The sequence below is a fragment of the Ectopseudomonas composti genome (assembly GCF_001567565.1).
Lineage (GTDB): Bacteria > Pseudomonadota > Gammaproteobacteria > Pseudomonadales > Pseudomonadaceae > Aquipseudomonas > Aquipseudomonas composti_A.
In genome coordinates, this window is the sequence record NZ_LSSW01000022.1 from 412,868 (window position 1) to 432,844 (window position 19,977).

Genomic DNA, 19,977 nt, shown 5'->3' on the forward strand with positions numbered 1-19,977 from the left:
CCTGATTTCGCCAGTAGGCGTGAGGACATTAAATGCGTGACCATCCGACCATCGAGGACATCCGCCAAGCCCAGGAACGCCTCAAGCCCCATATCAGACATACACCGCTGTTGCGCGCGGAAAAGATCGAAAAGGCCGTTGGCTGCCAGCTCTATCTCAAGCCCGAAACCCTGCAGATCACCGGAGCCTTCAAGATTCGCGGCGCGCTGAACAAGACGTTGTCGCTGCCCAGGGAAGAGATCGCCAGGGGCATCATCGCCACCTCGTCCGGCAATCATGCCCAGGGGCTTGCCTACGCTGCGCGCATGCTGGGCGTGAGGGCCATTCTGGTGCTGCCGGTGAGCACGCCGAAGATCAAGATCGCCAATACCCAGGCGCTCGGTGCGGAGGTGATCCTCTTCGATGGCGACACGGCTGCGCGCTGGAAGAGGGTGTACGAAATCGCCGAGGAAAACGGCTACGTGCCGGTGCATGCCTTCGAGGATCCGCTGGTGATGGCCGGGCAGGGCACCATCGGCTGCGAGATTCTCGAAGACCTGCAGGACGTGGACACCGTCATCGTTCCCATGGGTGGCGGCGGCCTGATCTCCGGCATCGCCACGGCCATCAAGGAAAGCAAACCATCGGTGCGGGTGGTCGGCGCCGAACCGGCGCTGACCCCCAAGTACCATCACAGCCGCTTGAACAAGCAGCGCACCACGCTGCCGCTGCTCGACACCATCGCTGACGGCCTGCGCATCAGTGTGCCGGGGCAGAACCCTTATCCGATCATCGAGCGTTACGTCGACGAGATCGTCCTGGTCGAGGACCAGCACATTGTCGAGGGCATGCGCGTTCTGGCCAGGGACGCCAAGCTGATCGCCGAGCCCGCCGCCGCGATCGGCATTGGCGCGCTGCTGGCCGGCGCGCTGAAGGTGCGCGCAGACGAAAAGGTCTGCGTGGTACTGACCGGCGGCAATTGGGATCTGGCTGACCTGGCCGAGGTTTACCTGGAGCGCCAGTAGGGCGCCTCTAAAAACGTAGGCGAGGCAGCCAGCGCAATACCGATGGCGGCCCCACAAAAACAGGCGAAAAACGCTCGGAGTCGCGTTCGACTTTACGCGCTGTAAATGAGCATTTTGATCGGACTCGCGCACGAGCCTGTTTTTAACGCAGCGATGGCAACGCAGGTAGTTTTTAGAGGTGCCCAGTAGCGACTGCCTGGGCCTAGCGCGACGGTCGATTGCATAAGGCGAGGGGCGAAAGACCGCAGCTAATGCTTGCGCGGGGCAGCAAGTCCGCAGCATGTATCGGGCAATGTTTTCTAGGATGGAGGCCTGGCCATGCCAGGCACCGGGCAGGTGCCCTGGCTCTTTTCTGGAGTGCTTTATGAATAGCTTCGACCCGAGCAGCGTGTCCGTGCGCAGTGCCCATTTCATCGGCGGCCTCTATCGCAGTGGCGAGCCTGCGCTGCAGGTGTCGCGTCCTTCCGATGGCCAGCCCTACGCGCAATTGCCGATTGCCGATGTGGCGCTGGTGGACGAGGCGGTGGAGAACGCCTGGCAGGCTTTTCGCCAGAGTGACTGGGCCAGCCGCCCGCCGCGCGAGCGCTGCCGTGTGCTGCGCCGCTGGGCCGAGCTGATCGAAGCCGATGCCGCCAACCTGGCGCCCCTGGAGGCGCTGGGCTCGACGCGCCCGCACAAGGACGTACTGGCCTGGGACATTCCCTATGTCGCCGAGGTACTGCGTTTTTTCGCCGAACTGGCGGACAAGCACGGCGGGCAGGTAGCAGCCACTCAGCGCGATCGCCTGGGCATGCAGATCGCCGAGCCCTATGGGGTGATCGGTGCCATCGCGCCGTGGAACTTCCCCCTGAGCATGGCCAACTGGAAGGTGGCGCCGGCCCTGGCTGCCGGCAATGCGGTGGTGCTCAAGCCGTCCGAACTGACCCCGTTTTCGGCCCTGCGTTACGCCGAGCTGGCAGTGCAAGCCGGCCTGCCGGCGGGCATCTTCAACGTGGTGCAGGGCGACGGCCGGCTGACTGGCGATGCCCTGTGCCGCCACCCGCGCATCAGCAAGGTGACCTTCACCGGCTCCACTGCCACCGGCTCGAGCATCATGGCCGCGTGCGCGACCCACGGCCCCAAGCCGGTGACCCTGGAGCTGGGCGGCAAGAGCCCGCAACTGGTGTTCGCCGATATTCCCGACCTGCGCAAGACCGCGCGTAGCGTGGCCATGGCCATCACCGGCAACGCTGGCCAGGTGTGCGTCTCTGGTTCGCGGCTGATCATCGAGCGGAGCATTCTCGAACCCTTCGTCGAGTGCCTGCAGGGGCATTTCCGTGAGCTGCATCCCGGCCCCACCTGGTCGGCGCTGACCAGCCTGCCGCCGATCATTTCCGGGCAGCAGGTCGAACGCATCGACAGTATCGTGCAGCGCTCGCGCCAGGCTGGCGCCGAGGTGCTCGAAGGAGGAGGGCGCATCGACGGCCTGGGGGGCGCCTACTACCAGCCGACCTTGCTCGGCGTGGCCAACAGCGGCAACCCGGCGGTACTCGAAGAGATCTTCGGCCCGGTGTTGACCATCCAGACCTTCGACGACGAACAGCAAGCCTTGCAGTTGGCCGAGCACCCCAGCTACGGGCTGGCGGCGGGGGTGCATACTGCCGATCTCAATCGCGCCCTGCGCCTGATTCGCGGCCTGGAGGTGGGCACCGTGTGGGTCAACCGTTACGGTCGCAGCGACGACCACATACTGCCCACGGGGGGCTACAAAGGCTCGGGCATCGGCAAGGACCTGGGCAGCGAGGCGTTCGAGGCCAATCTGCGGCACAAGAGCGTGCTCATCGACATCAGTTGATTATGCTGCGCAAACACCCCAGCGGGCGCCCTTCGAGGCGCCCGTTTTGCCTTGTATGGCCCTCAAAGGGCGCATTTTCTCTGGCTTTGCCCGCTTACAGGGCGCCCCGCAAAGTCTGCTGAGTGCGGCCCGTAAAACGGCTTTTTGTGTCGAGCCAAGCGTGCTTTTAACCTCATCTGCTGGGTTCACGGTGCTGTAATGATCGGGCAGTACAGCGCGACGGGGGAGTCGATGTTGACTGCAACAACCTCAACAAGACATCAGGACTGCGCCATGAGCTTTCTTCGCCCCAAGTACATCACCTTCGACTGCTACGGCACCTTGACCAACTTTCAGATGGGCCCACTGACCCGTGAGCTGTTCGCCGACCGCGTGCCGGCCGCGCAGATGGATCAGTTCGTCAAGGACTTCGCGCAGTATCGCCTGGATCAAGTGATGGGCGACTGGCGCCCCTACGATGAAATTCTCGATACCGCACTGGCGCGCGTCTGCAAGCGCTGGGGGGTCGAGTACCGTGGCGAAGGCCAGCGCTACTACGATGCCGTACCGACCTGGGGCCCGCATGCCGACGTCACTGCCGGTCTGGCCAAGATCGCCGACAAGATTCCGCTGGTGATCCTCTCCAACGCCATGGACGAGCAGATCATGTCCAACGTCGACAAGCTGGGCGTGCCGTTCCACAAGGTGTATACCGCTCAGCAAGCCCAGGCCTACAAACCGCGCCTGCAAGCCTTCGAATACCTGCTCGACAGCCTCGGCTGTGGCCCCGAAGACCTGCTGCATGTGTCCTCCAGCTTTCGCTACGACCTGATGTCGGCCGACGACATGAAGATCAAGCACAAGGCCTTCGTTGCCCGTGGTCACGAGCAACCAGGCAACACCTGTTACGGCTACCAGCAAATCGCCGATATCGGCGGTTTGCCGGCCCTGGTCGGCCTCTGATCGCCGACGTGCGCGAGGAGCTGCAGATGCACAGCGATTCCTACTGGCTCGATACGGCTCCGGCGTTCACCGGGGCACAGAGTGGCGACCTGCCGGCGCGGGTCGATGTGGTGGTGGTGGGCGGCGGCTTCACCGGGCTGTCGGCGGCACGGGCGCTGGCCATGAAGGGCGCCAGCGTCGCCGTGCTGGAGGCCGGCCGGGTGATCGGCGAGGCCTCCGGGCGCAACGGTGGGCATTGCAGCACCGGCGTCGCTCATGACTATGCCGGGCTGGCTGCCAGCCTCGGCAGCGAACGTGCGCGCCGTTATTACCAGGCTTACGAAAGCGCGGTGCAAAGCGTGGTCGGTCTGGTGGAGCAGGAGGCTATCGCCTGTGACCTGACCCGCAACGGCAAGCTCAAACTGGCCGCCAAACCCCAGCATTACGAGGGCCTGGCGCGTACCTGCGAGCTGATCCGCCGCGAGGTGGATGCCGAGGTGGAGTTGCTCTCGGCCGAGCAGGTGCGCAGCGAGGTGGATTCCGCGCAGTTCCATGGTGGCCTGCTGCAGCGTAATGGCGTGCAGATGCACATCGGCCGCTTCGGCATCGGTCTGGCCGAGGCGGCGGCGCGCCATGGTGCGCTGATCTACGAGCGCACCACCATGCAGGGGCATCAGCCCGTGGCCGGTGGCTATCGGGTCGACACCAGCCGTGGCAGCCTGCTGGCCGGCCAGGTGCTGATGGCCACCGGTGCCAGCCAGCACGGCGCTCTGGGCTGGTATCGACGGCGCATCGTGCCGGTGGGCAGCTTCATCGTCGCCACCGAGCCGCTATCCGCTGCCGTGCTCGAGCGCCTGCTGCCGCGGCGCCGCTCGTACGTCACCAGCCGCATCATCGGCAACTACTTCCGCCTCACCCCGGACAACCGGCTATTGCTGGGCGGGCGGGCACGTTTCGCCATGTCCGGCGGCAATTCCGACCTCAAGAGCGGCAAGGTGCTGCAGGCAGCGTTGGCGCAGATGTTCCCGCAGTTGGCCGAGGTGAAGATCGGCTATTGCTGGGGTGGCCTGGTGGACATGACCTCCGACCGCCTGCCACGCGCAGGCCAGCAGGGTGGCGTGTATCACTCCATGGGCTACAGCGGCCATGGCGTGCAGATGTCGGTGCACATGGGCCAGGTGATGGCTGAAGTGATGGATGGCAAGGCCGAGGCCAATCCCTGGGGCGAGCTCGATTGGCCGGCGATTCCCGGGCATTTCGGCAAACCCTGGTTCCTGCCGGTCGTAGGGGTCTACTACCGCATTCAGGACTATTTGCATTGAGCGTGTGACAAGAAAAACAGTGGCACCAACGTCGTTTGCGTTACCCGGTCGCTCCGCTTAGCCGTGAGCATTCGAGCCTTCCATTTTCGACAGGTACAACGATATGACTGACAACAAGAACATCCCCGGCACTCAACTGATCAGCGGCGAGCAGAGTCAGCGCATTTTCGAGGGGCTCAACCGGGGTATGTCGCGCCGCGATGCCTTGCGTATGCTGGGGCTGGCCGGCATCGCCGCTGCCGGCGCCGCCAGCCTGTTCGGCCCGGCAGGGCAGGTGCTGGCGGCGAGCGCCAGCGGCGCTACGGTAACTGGCAAACGGGGTGGGCGCATCAAGGTGGCCACCGCCACCAGCTCCACCGCTGACACCCTCGACCCGGCCAAGGGCTCGAACTACACCGATTATTGTCGGCACAACATGTTCTACAACGGTCTGACCTCACTGGACGAGCAACTGGTGCCGCGTATGTCGCTGGCCGAGTCGTTCGACACCAGCGATGCCTTGTCCTGGAACATCAAGCTGCGCAAGGACATCCTGTTCCATGATGGCAAGCCGCTGACCTCGGCCGACGTGGTCTACTCGCTGACTCGGCACAAGGTGCCGCAGGTGGGTTCCAAGGCGCTGAGCATTGCCCAGCAGTTCGAGGAGGTGAAGGCGAACGGCCCGCACGAGGTTCAAGTGCGCCTGGTCAGCCCCAATGCCGACCTGCCGGCAGTGCTCGGTACCACGCATTTTCTCATCGTGCGCGACGGCACCACCGACTTCACCACGGCCAACGGCACCGGGCCGTTCACCTGCGCCGAGTTCCAGCCAGGCGTGCGCTCCATCGCCAAGCGCAACGATAACTACTGGAAAGCGGGTCTGCCGTATCTCGACGAGATTGAGTTCTTCTCCATCCCCGATGAGTCGGCGCGTATCAGTGCGTTGCTGGCCGGTGACGTGGACCTGATCAACCCGGTCAGCCCGCGCTCGGTTTCACGCCTTGAGGGCAGTGCCAGCGTGGCGCTGATGGAGTCGCCCACTGGCGGTTACACCAACCTGATAATGCGCGATGAGCTGGGCCCGGTGCAGAACCCGGATTTCGTCCTGGCCATGAAGTACCTGCTCGATCGCAAGCAGATCAACCGCGTGGCTTTCCGGGGTTACGGCAAGATCGCCAACGATCAACCGATCGCCGCCAACAACCGTTACTACTCCGCCGATGTTCCGCAGCGTGCGTTCGACCCGGACAAGGCCAAGTTCCACCTGAAAAAATCCGGCATGGCCGGGCGTTCTCTGCCGCTGGTGGCTTCCGAGGCCGCTACCGGCTCGCAGGACATCGCCCAGCTGCTCCAGCTCTCCGGTCAGCAGATCGGCCTCAAGCTGGATATCAAGCGGGTGCCGGCCGATGGCTACTGGTCCAACCACTGGATGAAGCATCCGCTGGGCTTCGGCTCGATCAATGCGCGGCCTACCGCCGATCTGATGTTCAGCCTGTTCTTCCAGTCCGATGCAGTGATGAACGAGTCGGGTTGGAAGAGCGAGCGTTTCGACGAGTTGCTGCTAGCCGCTCGTGGGGAAACCGACGACGCCCAGCGCAAACAGATGTACGGCGAGATGCAGATGCTGGTTAACGAGCATTGTGGCGTGGGCATCCCGCAATTCAGCAGTAGTCTCGATGGTCACAACGCCAAGCTCAAAGGCCTTGCACCACATCCGCTGGGTGGCTTGATGGGCTACATGTTCGCCGAGCACGTCTGGTTGGATGCCTGAAGCGTAGCGCCGATAACCATGGCGCCGCCTGCGGGTATCGCAGGCGGCGACCTTAGAATAAGAGGGGCTCTTGATATGAATGGCACCATTGCGCGCCTTGTGGTGGGACGTCTGGGGATCGGTGTAATCACCTTGCTGATCGTCTCGCTGGTGGTGTTCTTCCTCACCAGCCTGTTGCCCGGCGATGCCGTGCAGGAAATGCTCGGTCAGGAGGCCACACCGCAAGCGGTGGCGGCCATGCGTGCGCAGCTCGGTCTGGATCAACCGGTGTACCTGCGCTACCTGTACTGGCTGGGTGGACTGCTCAGCGGCAACCCGGGGGTGTCGATGGTCAACGGCATGCCGGTGGGTGATCTGATCGCCAGCCGCCTGCCCAACACCCTGAGCCTGGCGGCGATCACCGCGCTGGTCTCGGTGCCGGTGGCGCTGACCATCGGCATTCTCTCGGCCATGTACCGGGGTTCGAAATTCGACCGTTACAGCAACATGCTGACGGTATTCGCGGTATCCGTGCCGGAGTTCCTCATCGCCACCATCGCCGTGCTGATCTTCGCGGTGAAGCTGGGCTGGCTGTCGGCCTTGTCGCGCAACGTCGATGTGCACAGCTTCGGTGAACTGGTGCGCGTCTACGCCATGCCGGTGCTGACCCTGTGCTGCGTGCTGATCGCGCAGATGGCGCGCATGACCCGCGCGGCGGTGATCGACCAGCTCAGCTCGCCCTATGTGGAAATGGCCGTGCTCAAGGGGGCGCGCCCGATTCGCGTGGTGCTGCGCCATGCGCTGCCCAACGCCATCGGACCGATTGCCAATGCCGTGGCGCTGAGCCTGTCGTACCTGCTTGGCGGCGTGGTCATCGTCGAGTCGATCTTCAACTATCCGGGCATCGCCACGCTGATCGTCAACGGCGTGATCACCCGCGACATGCCCCTGGTACAGGCCTGTGTGATGCTGTTCTGCCTGGGCTTCCTGGTGCTGGTACTGCTGGCCGACCTCTGTGCCATCCTGTCTAACCCGAGGCTGCGCAAATGAAAACGGACACCGTATCCACACAAGCGAACGTAGCGCTGAGCAATGACTCCGTCGAGGCGACGGTGGCACCCGTGGCGCCGCGCAAACGCCGACTGGCGCTGTCCGGTGCCGGCATCGTCGGTTTGCTGCTGGTGTTGTTCTGGGCCGTGATGGCGGTGGCTGGCCCCTGGCTGGCGCCGCACGACCCCAACGCCCTGGTCAGCGATGACTTCTTCGGTCCGCTCAGCCTGCAATATCCGTTGGGCAGCGATTACCTGGGCCGCGATATGCTCAGCCGCCTGCTGCAGGGCGCGCCGTACACCATCGGCTTGGCGCTGCTGGCTACCGTACTGGCGTGCGCCGCCGGTGTTCTGCTGGCGTTGGTGGCGGCGGCCTCCGGCGGCTGGCTGGATGCCCTGATCAGTCGTACCCAGGACGCCTTGATCGCCATTCCCAACAAGATCTTCGCCCTGCTGATGGTGGCCACGTTCGGCTCCTCGGTACCCTTGTTGCTGTTGATGGCGGCCTTCGCCTACATGCCTGGCTCATTTCGCATCTCCCGCGCCGTGGCGGTCAACCTGATGACCATGGACTTCGTGCGGGTCGCGCGCACCCGTGGCGAGGGCATGGCCTACATCATCTTCATCGAGGTGCTGCCGAACATGCTGCGCCCGGTGTTCACCGATTTCGGCCTGCGCTTCGTCTACGTCGTGCTGCTGCTCAGCGCCATGAGCTTCCTCGGCTTAGGCATTCAGCCGCCAGAGGCCGACTGGGGCTCACTGGTGCGCGAAAACATTCAGGGCCTGGGGCAGGGCGCCCCGGCGGTACTGGCTCCGGCGCTGGCCATCGCCAGCCTGACCATGGGCGTCAACCTGCTCATCGACAGCCTCGGCGGGCGAACCCAGCACGGCAGGGAGAAGTGAGATGAAGCAGATCGTCAAGGTAAGTGGCCTGCAAGTGGCCGCGCGCAACGACCAGGGTGTCGACGTGCCGATCGTGCACGGTGCCGAGTTCAGCCTGAACAAGGGCGAAGTGCTGGCGCTGATCGGCGAGTCCGGCTCGGGCAAGAGCACCATTGCGCTGTCACTGATGGGCTATGCCCGTGCGGGTTGCCGCATCGTCGGCGGCTCGGTGCGCATCGGCGACGTCGATGTGCTGCAACTCTCCAACAGCGAGCTGGCCAAACTGCGCGGGCGCACCGTGGCCTATATCGCGCAGAGCGCGGCGGCGGCCTTCAACCCGTCGAAGAGCATCATGGAACAGGTGATCGAAAGCGCCCTGATTCATGGTGTGCTGTCGCGCAAACAGGCGCAGGAAAAGGCCGTGGAGCTGTTCCGCGCCCTGGCCCTGCCGGAGCCCGAGCGCATCGGCGCGCGCTATCCGCATCAGGTCTCGGGTGGCCAGTTGCAGCGGCTGATGGCGGCCATGGCGCTGATCACCGATCCGGCGCTGGTGATTCTCGATGAACCGACCACGGCACTGGACGTGACCACCCAGATCGAAGTGCTGCGCGCCTTCAAGCAGGTGGTGCGCGAGCGCGATACCACGGCCATCTACGTGTCTCACGATCTGGCGGTGGTGGCGCAGATGGCCGACCGCATCATCGTCCTGCGCGATGGCCAGATTCAGGAGCACGAAAGCACCGAGCAGATTCTGCGCGCGCCGCAGCACCCCTATACGCAAAGCCTGCTGGCGGCGATGAAACCGGTGGTGCAAAGCGGCGTCTGCGATCACCAGGTCACCCCTGAAGAGGACGGCCTGTTGCTCGATGTGCGGGGGCTGGAAATCTGCTACGGGCTGAAGAAGGTGCTGCACAACGTCGACCTCAAGGTGCGGCGTGGCGAGGCGGTCGGCGTGATCGGTGAGTCCGGCTCGGGCAAGACCACCCTGGCCCAGGCCATCGCCGGCCTGGTCGAACCCTCGGCCGGTCAGATCCTGCTCGATGGCCAGCCCCTGAGCCGCTCCCTGGATGGGCGCAGCCGCGAGCAGTTCCGGCGCATCCAGTACGTGTTCCAGAATGCCGACACGGCGCTCAACCCCCGCCATAGCATCGCTGACATCCTGGCCCGCCCGCTGCGCTTCTACCACGGCATGAAGGGCGCGCAGCAGCAACGGCGCATGGCCGAGCTGCTGGAGCTGGTGCAGTTGCCGGCCGGCATCGCCCAGCGCCGTCCTGGCGAGCTGTCCGGTGGCCAGAAACAACGCATCAACCTCGCACGGGCGCTGGCTGCCGAACCGGATCTGATTCTCTGCGACGAGGTCACCTCGGCACTCGATACCGTGGTCGGCGCGGCGATTCTCGAACTGCTGCGTGAGCTGCGCCGCGAGCTGGGTCTGTCCTACCTGTTCATCAGCCACGACATCTCCACGGTGCGTGCGCTGTGTGACGACATCGTGGTGATGTACAGCGGCCACAAGGTGGAGGCCGGCACGCAGGAGGCTTTTGCCGAGGCACCGTTCCACCCTTACACCGACCTGCTGATCAACTCGGTGCCGGAGCTGCGCCAGGGTTGGCTGGAGAGCTGCGGGGCCAACTACGGCCCGTTGCCGGCGATAGGCGAGCCGCTCGCCGGGGCCAAGCTCTGCCCGTTCCTCAACCGCTGCCCCGTGCGGGTCGACGGTCTGTGCAACCGCAGCATGCCGCCGCGCGGGCTGATTCTCGGTGGCAGCGAGGTGCTCTGCCACCGCAGCAGCGCCGAGTTGCAGCACGCGCAGCAGGCCCTGCCGGTGAGCAGCAGCCGCAAAACGGAGGCCTACGCATGAGAGTCCGTGCACTGGACATCTTCAAACGCCTGATCGCCTTCGACACCGTCTCCTCGGAGCCGAACCTGGCGCTGATCGACTACGTGCGCGAGCTGCTGGCGAGCAAGGGCATCGAGTCGCTGATCGTCAAGGACGAGAGCGGACGCAAGGCCAACCTGTTCGCCAGCGTTGGCCCACGGGAGGTGCCGGGCATCCTCTTGTCCGGGCATACCGATGTGGTGCCGGCTGCGGGCCAGGCCTGGACGCTGCCGGCCTTCGAGCTGACCCAGCGCGACGGGCGTCTGTACGGGCGCGGCAGTTGCGACATGAAGGGCTTCATCGCCCTGGCCATCGACGCCATGCTCACCGCAGCCGACAGCCCCCTGAGCCGCCCACTGCAACTGGCCCTGTCGCATGACGAGGAGATCGGCTGCGTCGGCGTACGCCGCCTGCTCGACGTACTGCACCTGGCGCCGGTCCGGCCGATGCTGTGTCTCGTCGGCGAGCCGACGGGCATGCAGTTCGTCCTTGGCCACAAGGGCAAGGGCTCCTACCGCGCCTTGTGCCACGGCCAGGAAGCGCATTCCTCGCTGGCGCCGCGCTCGGCCAATGCCATCCATCTGGCTTGCGACTTCATCGCCGCCCTGCGCCAGGGCCAGCAATACCTGCAAAGCCAGGGTGCGCAGGACGCCGCCTACGACGTGCCCTATAGCACCGTGCATGTCGGCCAGATCGCCGGCGGCCGGGCGCTGAACATCGTGCCCAACCTGTGCAGCCTGGACTTCGAGGTGCGCAACCTGCCGGCTGATGATCTCGATGGCTTCATCGAGCAGATGCGCGAGCAGGCCGAGGCCATTGCTGCCGAAGCCAAGCGCCTGTCCAGCGTGGCGGCCATCGAAATCGAGACGCTGAACGTCTACCCCGGCCTCGACACCCACCCGAGCGTCGAAGCCGTGCGTTTTCTACAGGCCTTTGCCGAACCCGGCACGGGCACCGCCAAGGTGTCGTTCGGCACCGAAGGCGGGCTGTTCACCCAGCGCTTGGATGTGCCGGTAGTGGTCTGTGGGCCGGGCTCCATCGAGCAGGCGCACAAGCCCGACGAGTTCGTCGAGCTGAGCCAGATGGATGCCGGCGAGCGGTTTCTCGATGGCCTGCTGGGCTCGTTGCGCAACTGAAAAAGAGCCCCGGCAGAGCCTGCCGTGGCGCGGCGATTTTCAGCATCCGTCACTGTGTAACGGCCGCTTTCAGCATCCTCGTCTGGAGCCCCTCAATAGACTGAAGGCTGTCTCGAAACCGGAGTCCATCATGTTGAAGAATCGTTTGCAGGATCCCAGCCTTCTGACCGAGCGTGCCTATATCGACGGGCAGTGGCAGGGCGCCGACGATGGCGCCACCCTGGAGGTGATCAACCCCGCCACTGGCGAGTGCATCGCCCGTGTACCGGCCCTGCAGGGCAGCGAAACCCGCCGCGCCATCGAAGCCGCCGAGCGTGCCTGGCCGGCCTGGCGTGCGCGCCCGGCCGCCGAGCGCGCGGCGCTGCTGGAGCGCTGGTATCAGGCCATGCTCGACAACCTCGACGACCTGGCCCTGATCATGACCTGCGAGCAGGGCAAGCCCCTGGCCGAAGCCCAGGGCGAGATCCGCTATGGCGCCAGCTTCGTCAAATGGTTCGCCGAGGAGGCGCGCCGCGTCTATGGCGAGACCATTCCCACGCCCAGCGGCGACCGCCGCCTGATGACCCTCAAACAGCCAGTCGGGGTGTGCGCGGCCATCACCCCGTGGAACTTCCCCAACGCCATGATCACCCGCAAATGCGCGCCGGCCCTGGCGGCTGGTTGCCCGATCGTGGTCAAACCGTCCGAGCTGACCCCGCTGTCGGCCCTGGCCCTGGCGGTGCTGGCCGAGCGCGTGGGCATACCTGCCGGGGTGTTCAATGTACTGACCGGTATGCCGGCGGGTATCGGTGAAGAACTCACCGGCAACCCCACGGTGCGCAAGATTTCCTTCACCGGCTCCACCGCCGTGGGCCGCCTGCTGATGCGCCAGAGCGCCGAGCAGATCAAGCGCCTGAGCCTGGAGCTGGGCGGTAATGCGCCCTTTATCGTGTTCGACGACGCCGACCTCGAACAGGCCATTGCCGGGGTGATGCAGAGCAAGTTCCGTAACGCCGGGCAGACTTGCGTCTGCGCCAACCGCATCCTGGTCCAGGACGGCATCTACGAGCGCTTCGCCGCGCGCCTGGTGGAGGAGGTGGGCAAGCTCAAGGTCGGCGACGGCCTGGAAGCTGGCACCACTATCGGCCCGCTGATCAACGCTGCAGCCGTGAGCAAGGTCGCCCGGCATATCGACGATGCCCTGACTCAGGGCGCGCAACTGTTGTGTGGCGCAGTGCCGACGGGCGAGGGGCAGTTCGTCCAGCCCAGCGTACTGGGCGATGCCAACCCAAGCATGCTGCTGGCCAACGAAGAAACCTTCGGCCCGGTCGCCCCGCTGATGCGTTTTGCCACCGAGCAGCAGGCACTGGAAATGGCCAACGCCACCCCGTACGGCCTCGGTGCCTACTTCTTCACCCAGAACATGGGGCGCTCCTGGCGCTTTGGCGAGGCGCTGGAGTTCGGCATGGTTGGCCTCAACACCGGGTTGATCTCCATGGAAGTGGCGCCCTTCGGTGGCGTCAAGCAGTCGGGGCTAGGCCGCGAGGGCTCCAAGTACGGCCTCGACGAATACCTGGAAATCAAGGCATTCCATATCGGCGGCTTGTTGGGCGCGTGAGGTGATACATGAGCACGACATACAGAATCGCCGCCATCGCCGGTGACGGCATCGGCCAGGAAGTGATGCCCGAGGGGCTGCGCGTGCTGGAACAGGCCGCCGCCAAATGGAATCTGGACCTGCACATCGAAGTATTCGAGTGGGCCAGTTGCGACTACTACCTGCAGCACGGGCAGATGATGCCCGACGACTGGTTCGAGCAGCTCAAGGGCTTCGATGCCATCTACTTCGGCGCCGTCGGCTGGCCGGACAAGGTGCCCGATCACATCTCCCTGTGGGGCTCGCTGCTCAAGTTCCGCCGCGACTTCGATCAGTACGTGAACATCCGTCCGGTGCGCCTGTTCCCGGGCGTGCCATGCCCGCTGGCCGGGCGTGAGCCGGGCGACATCGATTTCGTGGTGATTCGCGAGAACACCGAGGGCGAGTATTCCTCGGTGGGCGGCAAGATGTTCGAAGGCACCGAGCACGAGTTCGTGTTGCAGGAGTCGGTGTTCACGCGCCGTGGTGTGGACCGGATTCTCAAGTTCGCCTTCGACCTGGCGCAGAGCCGGCCGCGCAAGCGCCTGACCGCTGCCACCAAATCCAACGGCATCTCCATCAGCATGCCTTACTGGGACGAGCGCACCGCGCGCATGGCCGAGCACTATCCCGAGGTCAGCTGGGACAAGCAGCATATCGACATCCTCTGCGCACGCTTCGTGCTGCAGCCCGATCGTTTCGACGTGGTGGTGGCCTCCAACCTGTTCGGCGATATCCTCTCCGACCTGGGCCCGGCCTGCGCCGGCACCATCGGCATCGCGCCATCGGCCAACCTCGACCCCGAGCGGCGCTTCCCCTCGCTGTTCGAGCCAGTACACGGCTCGGCGCCGGACATCTTCGGCCGCAACATCGCCAACCCGATTGCCATGATCTGGTCCGGCGCGCTGATGCTGGAGTTTCTTGGTAATGGCGACGAACGCTACCGCGCTGCTCACGACGGCATCCTCAAGGCCATCGAACAGGTCATCGCTGCCGGGCCGATCACCCCCGACCTCGGCGGCCAGGGTTCGACCCAGGACGTTGGCAAGGCAATCGCCGCAGCGCTTTAACCCTTTGTGTTGGTGTTGTCACCCTTTGGCCCGCTCATTGTGCGGGCTTCTTTTTGCTTGAGAGACGGCAGCGCTCGCGGTGTGGCAGGCAGGGCTAGTCTCGCCAGAACACGCCGCAGCGGGCGAGATCTGGCGCCAGGTCGGCAGTTAGTAGCCTCGCTGGCGGTCGATCTGTCCGCGCATCGGCTCGCCGCGTTGATGACGGCGGATATTGTCCAGCAGTCCGGCGAAGGCGCTGTCCGGTTGGGTCATCGCCGCGATATGCGGGGTCAGCAGAATCTGTGGGTGATGCCAGAACGGGTGCTCTGGGGCTGCGGGTTCCTGTTGCAGCACGTCGAGCACTGCGGCACTGAGCTGGCCGCTGGCCAGGGCTTCGAGCAGATCGGCTTCCACCAGATGACCTCCGCGGCCCATGTTGACCAACGCAGCGCCGCGCGGCAGTTGGGCGAACAGCTCGTGATCGAGCATGCCCTGGGTCTGCTCAGTCAGCGGTAGGACGCAAAGCAGGATGTCGCATTGACCAAGGAACGTCGGCAACTGCTCGGTGCCGGCAAAGCACTGCACGCCGGGGATCTGGTGCTGACTGCGAGCCCAGCCGGACAGGGCGAAGCCGCAGGGCTGCAGGGTGGCGAGTATCTGCTTCGCCTGCAGACCGAGGCCCATGACCCCGACCCGGCGTTTGTTAGCAGGCAGCAAGGGGTGCGCCTGCCAGCGTCTTTCGACCTGTTGCTGGCGGTAGCGCAGCATGTCGCGGTGCAGGGCCAGCACGGCGAAACTGGCGTACTCGCACATGCCCTGGGTAATGCCTGGATCGAGCAGGCGTACCACCGGCAGGTCTTGCGGCAGGCGGCTCAGATCGAGCTGATCGACGCCCGCCGACAGGGCGAACAGCACCTGCAGGTTCGGCAGCAGTTCCAGCAGATTCTCCGGCGCCTGCCAGGCTGCCAGATAGCGGATCTCGCGCGGGTCGCCGATCTCTGGCCAGGCGCGCCACTGAATATCCGGAGCCTGTTCGGCGAACAGCGCTTGCCAGTGTTCGCCGCGCACCGGGTCGGCTTTATAGAGCAGGGCCATGGCATTTTCTCCTGTAGGCAAAGACTTTCAGTGTGCCGTAGCAGCGGAGCAGTAAATGTCGAAATGGCTGCGTACACCGCAACATGCCGGCTTCTCTGCTGGCCAATCCGGCAGATTCCGTGCCGTGGCCGATTCTGCCGTTTGCCGGGAGCAAAACAGTCGATCCGTATCTCTCGGCGGCCAAGTTCGGCTTAGAACTTTGCCGCGATTGCTTAACCTGAGCGCATTGCAGCCGCCTCCCGGTTGCCCGGCTCACTATGGGAGATGCCATGAACAGCAAATGCGAAGAAACCCCTTATTTGCTCCAGCAGCGTGATCAGTTCGTACCGCGCGGCTTGGTCACCGCCCATCCGCTGGTCATCGACCGGGCTCAGGGCGCCGAGGTGTGGGATGTCGATGGCAAGCGCTACCTCGACTTCGTCGGCGGCATCGGCGTGATGAACATCGGCCACAACCACCCGCAGGTGATCGCCGCAGTGCAGGTGCAGTTGCAGAAGGTCACCCATGCCTGCTTCCAGGTTGTGGCCTATCAGCCCTATATCGACCTGGCGAAGCGCCTGTGCGAACTGGTCGCCGGCTCCAGCGGCATCGCACACAAGGCGGCGCTGTTCACCTCCGGTGCGGAGGCGGTGGAAAACGCGGTGAAGATCGCCCGCGCCCATACCAAGCGCCCAGCGGTGATTTCCTTCCGTGGCGGTTTCCATGGTCGCACCCTGCTCGGTAGCACCCTGACCGGCATGAGCGAGCCCTACAAGCAGAACTTCGGCATGGCGCCGGAGGTGTTCCATACCCCGTATCCCAATGCCTATCGCGGTTTCACCAGCGAGATGGCGCTGGCGGCCCTCAACGAGCTGTTCGCCACCCAGGTAGCGCCGGAGCGCGTTGCGGCCATCGTTATCGAGCCGGTGCAGGGCGATGGCGGCTTCCTCACCGCGCCGCCGGAGTTCCTCAAGGCGCTGCGGGCGCTGACCGAGGAGCACGGCATCGTCCTGATTCTCGACGAAGTGCAAGCAGGCTTCGGCCGTACCGGCACCTGGTTCGGCTTTCAGCATGCCGGCATCCAGCCCGACCTGGTCACCGTGGCCAAGAGCCTGGCTGCCGGCATGCCGATCTCCGGTGTGGTCGGCCGTGCGCAGATCATGGATGCGCCAGCGCCTGGTGGTCTCGGCGGCACCTATGGCGGCAATGCACTGTCGTGCGCCGCAGCTCTGGCGGTGATCGATACCTATGAGCGCGAACAGCTGCTGCCCCGTGGCGACCGCCTGGGCGAGCGCCTGCGTCAGGGCCTGCTGCGGCTGCAGGCACGCTACCGGCAGATTGGCGACGTGCGCGGCAGTGGCTTCATGCTGGCGATCGAACTGGTCAAGGACGATGCGGCGCACAGCCCCGACCCCGAGCTCAACCAGAAGCTCATCGACGAAGCCCGCAAAGGCGGCCTGCTGGTGATCAAGTGCGGTATTTACCGCAACGTGCTGCGCTTCCTCGCGCCGCTGGTCACCGAAGAGGCACAGGTCGATGAAGCCTTGGATATCCTCGAAGCGGCCCTGGGGCGCGTATTGAACTAAGCCCTGGCCTCGGGCGATGCCAGTGATGCGGCGTCGACCGAGGCAGCCATAGAGTTCCACTTATGAAACACCGCGAGGGAGGCTGGCATGGCCACGGAACTGACTGACTATCGTGCACTGCTGATCGACTGCGACGAAGTGCTGGTTGATCGCGATTCCGGTATCTGGGCGGCGCTGCAGCCATTGTTGGAGGGCCTTGCCGATACACCGAGCAAGGAGCAGATCCTGGCCGAGTTCAGGCGGATCAACCAGGCGCTCTATCCGCGTTTCGGCGAACTGGGTTTCGGCGGGCTGCTGTGTTTCGCCCATCGCCAGCTGGCCGAAAGCCTGGGGCTGCAGGCCACCTGGGAGGAGGGCATGAGCTTCGCCCGTTCGGCAGGCGACTGGACGCTATTCGAGGACGCGCCCGGCGCCATGCTCTACCTGCGCAAGTTCTATCGACTGCTGGTGTACGGCGACCGCGACAGCGCCGACCGCGATGCGCTGTGCGAGCGCCTGGGCATCGCCGCCGAGGATCTGCTGTCGCGAGCCGGCAATCCGCTGACGGACCGAACCTGGCTGGCGGCTCACGACCTGCAGGCCAGGCATGTCCTGCAGGTTTCTACGCCCGCGGCCAGCATGCTGGCGTCGGACGATCTGTGCCTGATTCGCCGCGGGGAAAGCGAGCATGCACAACCTTGTGGGGCGCAGTTCTGTGCCAGCAGTATGGCCGACCTGGTGGCGCAGCATCAGCTGTCCCTGCGTCGCTGAATTTGCTAGAAAGACGGAAATCGGTGATTGAGACGTAAGCGATGGAAGGAATAGTCAAGCTGGACCGGATCGATATCAACATCCTGGTCGAATTGCAGAAAGATGGCCGCATCACCAACGTCAGCCTCGCCGACACCGTGGGCCTCTCGGCCAGCCCTTGCCTGCAACGGGTCAAGCGACTCGAAGCGGCGGGCTACATCTCCGGCTACAACGCCCACCTCAACCTGGCCAAGATCACCGAATCGGTGACGGTATTCACCGAGGTCACCCTGAGCGACCACAAGCGTGAAGACTTCGCCAAATTCGAATCCAACATCCGCCTGGTCGATGAAGTGCTCGAATGCCACCTGATCAGCGGCGGCTACGACTACCTGGTGCGCTTCATGACCCGCAGCATCCAGCACTATCAGGAAGTGATGGAAGGGCTGCTGGACAAGAACATCGGCATCTCCAAGTACTTCAGCTACATCGTCATCAAGTCGCCGGTGCTCAAGGACGGTGTGCCGCTGCGCAAGCTGTTGAGCCACCAGTGAGTATTTCCTGACTGCCCAGGCGAGAGCCTGGATAGCCCACCCTATTCCCCTTAGTCGGTTTGTTTCCAGCGCTGCTGGGCAGCGTTGCGCCCAAGCGGCAAGTGGCCTCGAGCCAATGCCAGCAAACGACGCTTGTCATCATTCTTTCGTCTTGCCGTCACATCGCTGCCACGGCGATTGGTTGCAATCGCAGCAAAGGCCTGGAGGGTGCTGCGATGCAGATATGCGTGATAGGAGCGGGATATGTGGGCTTGGTGACGGCGACCTGCTTTGCCGAGATGGGTAATCAGGTGGTTTGCGTCGAGCGCGACCCGCAACGCGTGGCGATGCTGTCGCGAGGCGAGGTGCCGATCTATGAGCCTGGCCTGGAGGCGATGCTCAGGGCTCAACTGGCCGGCGGGCAACTCAGCTTCACTTCTCAGCTACAGGCCGGCATCCGCCGCGCCGAGGTCATCTTCATCGCCGTAGGCACGCCCAGCGGTGAAGACGGTTCGGCCGATCTGAGCCATGTGCTGGCGGTTGCCGACGAGCTGGGCGCACGGCTCGATCACGCCTGCCTGGTCGTGGATAAATCCACGGTGCCGGTGGGCACTGCCGAGCGCGTCGAGCAGCGTATCAATGCGGGCCTGGCGCGTCGGCAGAAACGCGCGCGGGTGTTGGTGGCGAGTAACCCGGAGTTCTTGAAGGAAGGTTCTGCGGTCGAGGACTTCATGCGCCCTGACCGGGTGATCGTCGGCTGCGAGGATGAGCGCGGTCGCGAGCTGCTGCGCAGGCTCTACGCGCCGTTCCTGCGCAATCATGATCGCTTGCTGTGCATGGGCGTGCGCGCCGCCGAGTTCAGCAAATATGCGGCCAATGCCTTTCTGGCGACCAAGATCTCCTTCATCAATGAAATGGCCGGCATCTGCGCGCGCCTCGGCGTGGATATCGAGCAAGTACGTCGTGGCATCGGCAGTGACCGGCGTATCGGCACGCATTTCATCTATGCCGGCTGTGGCTATGGCGGTTCGTGCTTTCCCAAGGACGTCAAGGCGCTGATCCGTACCGCCGAGCACGAGGGCATCGAGCCGGGTATCCTGCGCGCGGTCGAGGCGCGTAACGCGTTGCAGAAGACGCTGCTGTTCCAGGCCCTGCGCGAGCATTTCAACGGCCATTTGCAGGGCAGGGTGGTCGCGCTCTGGGGGCTGGCGTTCAAGCCCGGCACCGACGATCTGCGCGAGGCGCCCAGCCTGGTGCTGCTCGATGCACTGTTGACGGCAGGCGCCAAGGTGCAGGCTTGCGATCCGGCCGCCACTGCAGCCGTCGCCGCGCGCTACGCGTCGGCCGCCGAGTCGGGGCAGTTGTTGTTGAGCGAATCGCCCTACAGCGTCACTCAGGGGGCGGATGCACTGGTGCTGGTTACCGAGTGGAAGCAGTTCCGCCAGCCTGATTTTCCGCGCATCCGCGGGCAGATGCGTATGCCGGTGCTGTTCGATGGGCGCAATATCTATGATGCCGATCAACTGGCGGAGCTGGGTTTTCTCTATCGTGGCATCGGTCGGCCTGCAAGCGGCAGTTGTAAGGCTAGCGCGGCTTGATAGACTGAGCGGGCATTCCAACCATCCCCATTAGGGA

The 19,977-nt window shown here is 64.5% G+C and carries 16 protein-coding genes; 15 read left to right on the forward strand and 1 reads right to left on the reverse strand.

All coding sequences use genetic code 11. The features are described 5' to 3' along the window. Positions 1-32: 32 nt before the first annotated feature. From PCLY_RS11100 to PCLY_RS11150, 11 genes are all read left to right on the forward strand, one after another. Positions 33-1,004 (forward strand): threonine/serine dehydratase, encoded by a 972-nt coding sequence (locus PCLY_RS11100; protein WP_061239350.1) that lies wholly within the window; start codon positions 33-35, stop codon positions 1,002-1,004. A 364-nt stretch (positions 1,005-1,368) separates the two neighbouring features. Beyond that, positions 1,369-2,838 carry an aldehyde dehydrogenase family protein gene (locus tag PCLY_RS11105; RefSeq protein ID WP_061239351.1) on the forward strand — a complete coding sequence of 490 codons (1,470 nt, stop codon included), beginning with the start codon at positions 1,369-1,371 and terminating at the stop codon, positions 2,836-2,838. A gap of 273 nt (positions 2,839-3,111) precedes the next feature. Next, the gene (locus tag PCLY_RS11110) at positions 3,112-3,780 is read left to right on the forward strand and encodes a haloacid dehalogenase type II (protein WP_061239352.1); all 669 of its coding nucleotides are present in this window, start codon (positions 3,112-3,114) and stop codon (positions 3,778-3,780) included. Positions 3,781-3,806: 26 nt separating this feature from the next. Next, positions 3,807-5,081, forward strand: coding sequence for an NAD(P)/FAD-dependent oxidoreductase (locus PCLY_RS11115; RefSeq protein WP_061239353.1), 1,275 nt, complete (start codon positions 3,807-3,809; stop codon positions 5,079-5,081). A 103-nt stretch (positions 5,082-5,184) separates the two neighbouring features. Continuing rightward, a complete protein-coding gene (locus PCLY_RS11120) occupies positions 5,185-6,831 on the forward strand; it encodes an ABC transporter substrate-binding protein (protein ID WP_061239354.1) in 1,647 nt (548 codons plus the stop codon). A 75-nt stretch (positions 6,832-6,906) separates the two neighbouring features. After that, positions 6,907-7,860, forward strand: coding sequence for an ABC transporter permease (locus PCLY_RS11125; protein WP_061239355.1), 954 nt, complete (start codon positions 6,907-6,909; stop codon positions 7,858-7,860). Further along, complete coding sequence (locus PCLY_RS11130; RefSeq protein ID WP_061239356.1) at positions 7,857-8,762, forward strand: ABC transporter permease; 906 nt, start codon at positions 7,857-7,859, stop codon at positions 8,760-8,762. Before PCLY_RS11125 ends, PCLY_RS11130 begins: the two co-directional genes overlap by 4 nt. Position 8,763: 1 nt before the next feature. Then, positions 8,764-10,602, forward strand: coding sequence for an ABC transporter ATP-binding protein (locus tag PCLY_RS11135; protein ID WP_061239357.1), 1,839 nt, complete (start codon positions 8,764-8,766; stop codon positions 10,600-10,602). Continuing rightward, complete coding sequence (argE, locus tag PCLY_RS11140; protein WP_061239358.1) at positions 10,599-11,756, forward strand: acetylornithine deacetylase; 1,158 nt, start codon at positions 10,599-10,601, stop codon at positions 11,754-11,756. The genes PCLY_RS11135 and argE overlap by 4 nt, the downstream gene beginning before the upstream one ends. 130 nt (positions 11,757-11,886) lie before the next feature. Then, a complete protein-coding gene (locus PCLY_RS11145) occupies positions 11,887-13,353 on the forward strand; it encodes an NAD-dependent succinate-semialdehyde dehydrogenase (protein WP_061239359.1) in 1,467 nt (488 codons plus the stop codon). 8 nt (positions 13,354-13,361) lie between these two features. Beyond that, positions 13,362-14,441: a tartrate dehydrogenase gene (locus PCLY_RS11150; RefSeq protein WP_061239360.1), complete on the forward strand. Its 1,080-nt coding sequence runs from the start codon at positions 13,362-13,364 to the stop codon at positions 14,439-14,441. 147 nt (positions 14,442-14,588) lie between these two features. Here the strand turns inward: PCLY_RS11150 and PCLY_RS11155 are convergent, their stop codons facing one another. Then, positions 14,589-15,515, reverse strand: a complete 927-nt coding sequence (locus PCLY_RS11155) for a 2-hydroxyacid dehydrogenase (RefSeq protein WP_061239361.1) — start codon at positions 15,513-15,515, stop codon at positions 14,589-14,591. A 269-nt stretch (positions 15,516-15,784) separates the two neighbouring features. Here PCLY_RS11155 and gabT point away from each other — a divergent pair, with 269 nt between their 5' ends. The 4 genes from gabT to PCLY_RS11175 all read left to right on the forward strand — a co-directional run bounded on the left by gabT (position 15,785) and on the right by PCLY_RS11175 (position 19,940). Then, positions 15,785-17,080, forward strand: coding sequence for a 4-aminobutyrate--2-oxoglutarate transaminase (gene gabT / locus PCLY_RS11160; RefSeq protein WP_061239362.1), 1,296 nt, complete (start codon positions 15,785-15,787; stop codon positions 17,078-17,080). Positions 17,081-17,167: 87 nt separating this feature from the next. Further along, positions 17,168-17,830: an HAD family hydrolase gene (locus PCLY_RS11165; protein ID WP_061239363.1), complete on the forward strand. Its 663-nt coding sequence runs from the start codon at positions 17,168-17,170 to the stop codon at positions 17,828-17,830. A 41-nt stretch (positions 17,831-17,871) separates the two neighbouring features. Then, a complete protein-coding gene (locus tag PCLY_RS11170; protein WP_061239364.1) occupies positions 17,872-18,363 on the forward strand; it encodes an Lrp/AsnC family transcriptional regulator in 492 nt (163 codons plus the stop codon). A gap of 215 nt (positions 18,364-18,578) precedes the next feature. Next, positions 18,579-19,940, forward strand: coding sequence for a UDP-glucose dehydrogenase family protein (locus PCLY_RS11175; protein ID WP_061239365.1), 1,362 nt, complete (start codon positions 18,579-18,581; stop codon positions 19,938-19,940). The last annotated feature ends 37 nt before the right edge of the window (positions 19,941-19,977 follow it).

What these genes read in the sequence shown, in the direction of transcription:
- PCLY_RS11100 (WP_061239350.1), top strand. Translation starts at nt 33, where the DNA reads ATGCGTGACCATCCGACCATCGAGGACATCCGCCAAGCCCAGGAACGC.
- PCLY_RS11105 (WP_061239351.1), top strand. Translation starts at nt 1,369, where the DNA reads ATGAATAGCTTCGACCCGAGCAGCGTGTCCGTGCGCAGTGCCCATTTC.
- PCLY_RS11110 (WP_061239352.1), top strand. Translation starts at nt 3,112, where the DNA reads ATGAGCTTTCTTCGCCCCAAGTACATCACCTTCGACTGCTACGGCACC.
- PCLY_RS11115 (WP_061239353.1), top strand. Translation starts at nt 3,807, where the DNA reads ATGCACAGCGATTCCTACTGGCTCGATACGGCTCCGGCGTTCACCGGG.
- PCLY_RS11120 (WP_061239354.1), top strand. Translation starts at nt 5,185, where the DNA reads ATGACTGACAACAAGAACATCCCCGGCACTCAACTGATCAGCGGCGAG.
- PCLY_RS11125 (WP_061239355.1), top strand. Translation starts at nt 6,907, where the DNA reads ATGAATGGCACCATTGCGCGCCTTGTGGTGGGACGTCTGGGGATCGGT.
- PCLY_RS11130 (WP_061239356.1), top strand. Translation starts at nt 7,857, where the DNA reads ATGAAAACGGACACCGTATCCACACAAGCGAACGTAGCGCTGAGCAAT.
- PCLY_RS11135 (WP_061239357.1), top strand. Translation starts at nt 8,764, where the DNA reads ATGAAGCAGATCGTCAAGGTAAGTGGCCTGCAAGTGGCCGCGCGCAAC.
- argE (WP_061239358.1), top strand. Translation starts at nt 10,599, where the DNA reads ATGAGAGTCCGTGCACTGGACATCTTCAAACGCCTGATCGCCTTCGAC.
- PCLY_RS11145 (WP_061239359.1), top strand. Translation starts at nt 11,887, where the DNA reads ATGTTGAAGAATCGTTTGCAGGATCCCAGCCTTCTGACCGAGCGTGCC.
- PCLY_RS11150 (WP_061239360.1), top strand. Translation starts at nt 13,362, where the DNA reads ATGAGCACGACATACAGAATCGCCGCCATCGCCGGTGACGGCATCGGC.
- PCLY_RS11155 (WP_061239361.1), bottom strand. Translation starts at nt 15,515, where the DNA reads ATGGCCCTGCTCTATAAAGCCGACCCGGTGCGCGGCGAACACTGGCAA.
- gabT (WP_061239362.1), top strand. Translation starts at nt 15,785, where the DNA reads ATGAACAGCAAATGCGAAGAAACCCCTTATTTGCTCCAGCAGCGTGAT.
- PCLY_RS11165 (WP_061239363.1), top strand. Translation starts at nt 17,168, where the DNA reads ATGGCCACGGAACTGACTGACTATCGTGCACTGCTGATCGACTGCGAC.
- PCLY_RS11170 (WP_061239364.1), top strand. Translation starts at nt 17,872, where the DNA reads ATGGAAGGAATAGTCAAGCTGGACCGGATCGATATCAACATCCTGGTC.
- PCLY_RS11175 (WP_061239365.1), top strand. Translation starts at nt 18,579, where the DNA reads ATGCAGATATGCGTGATAGGAGCGGGATATGTGGGCTTGGTGACGGCG.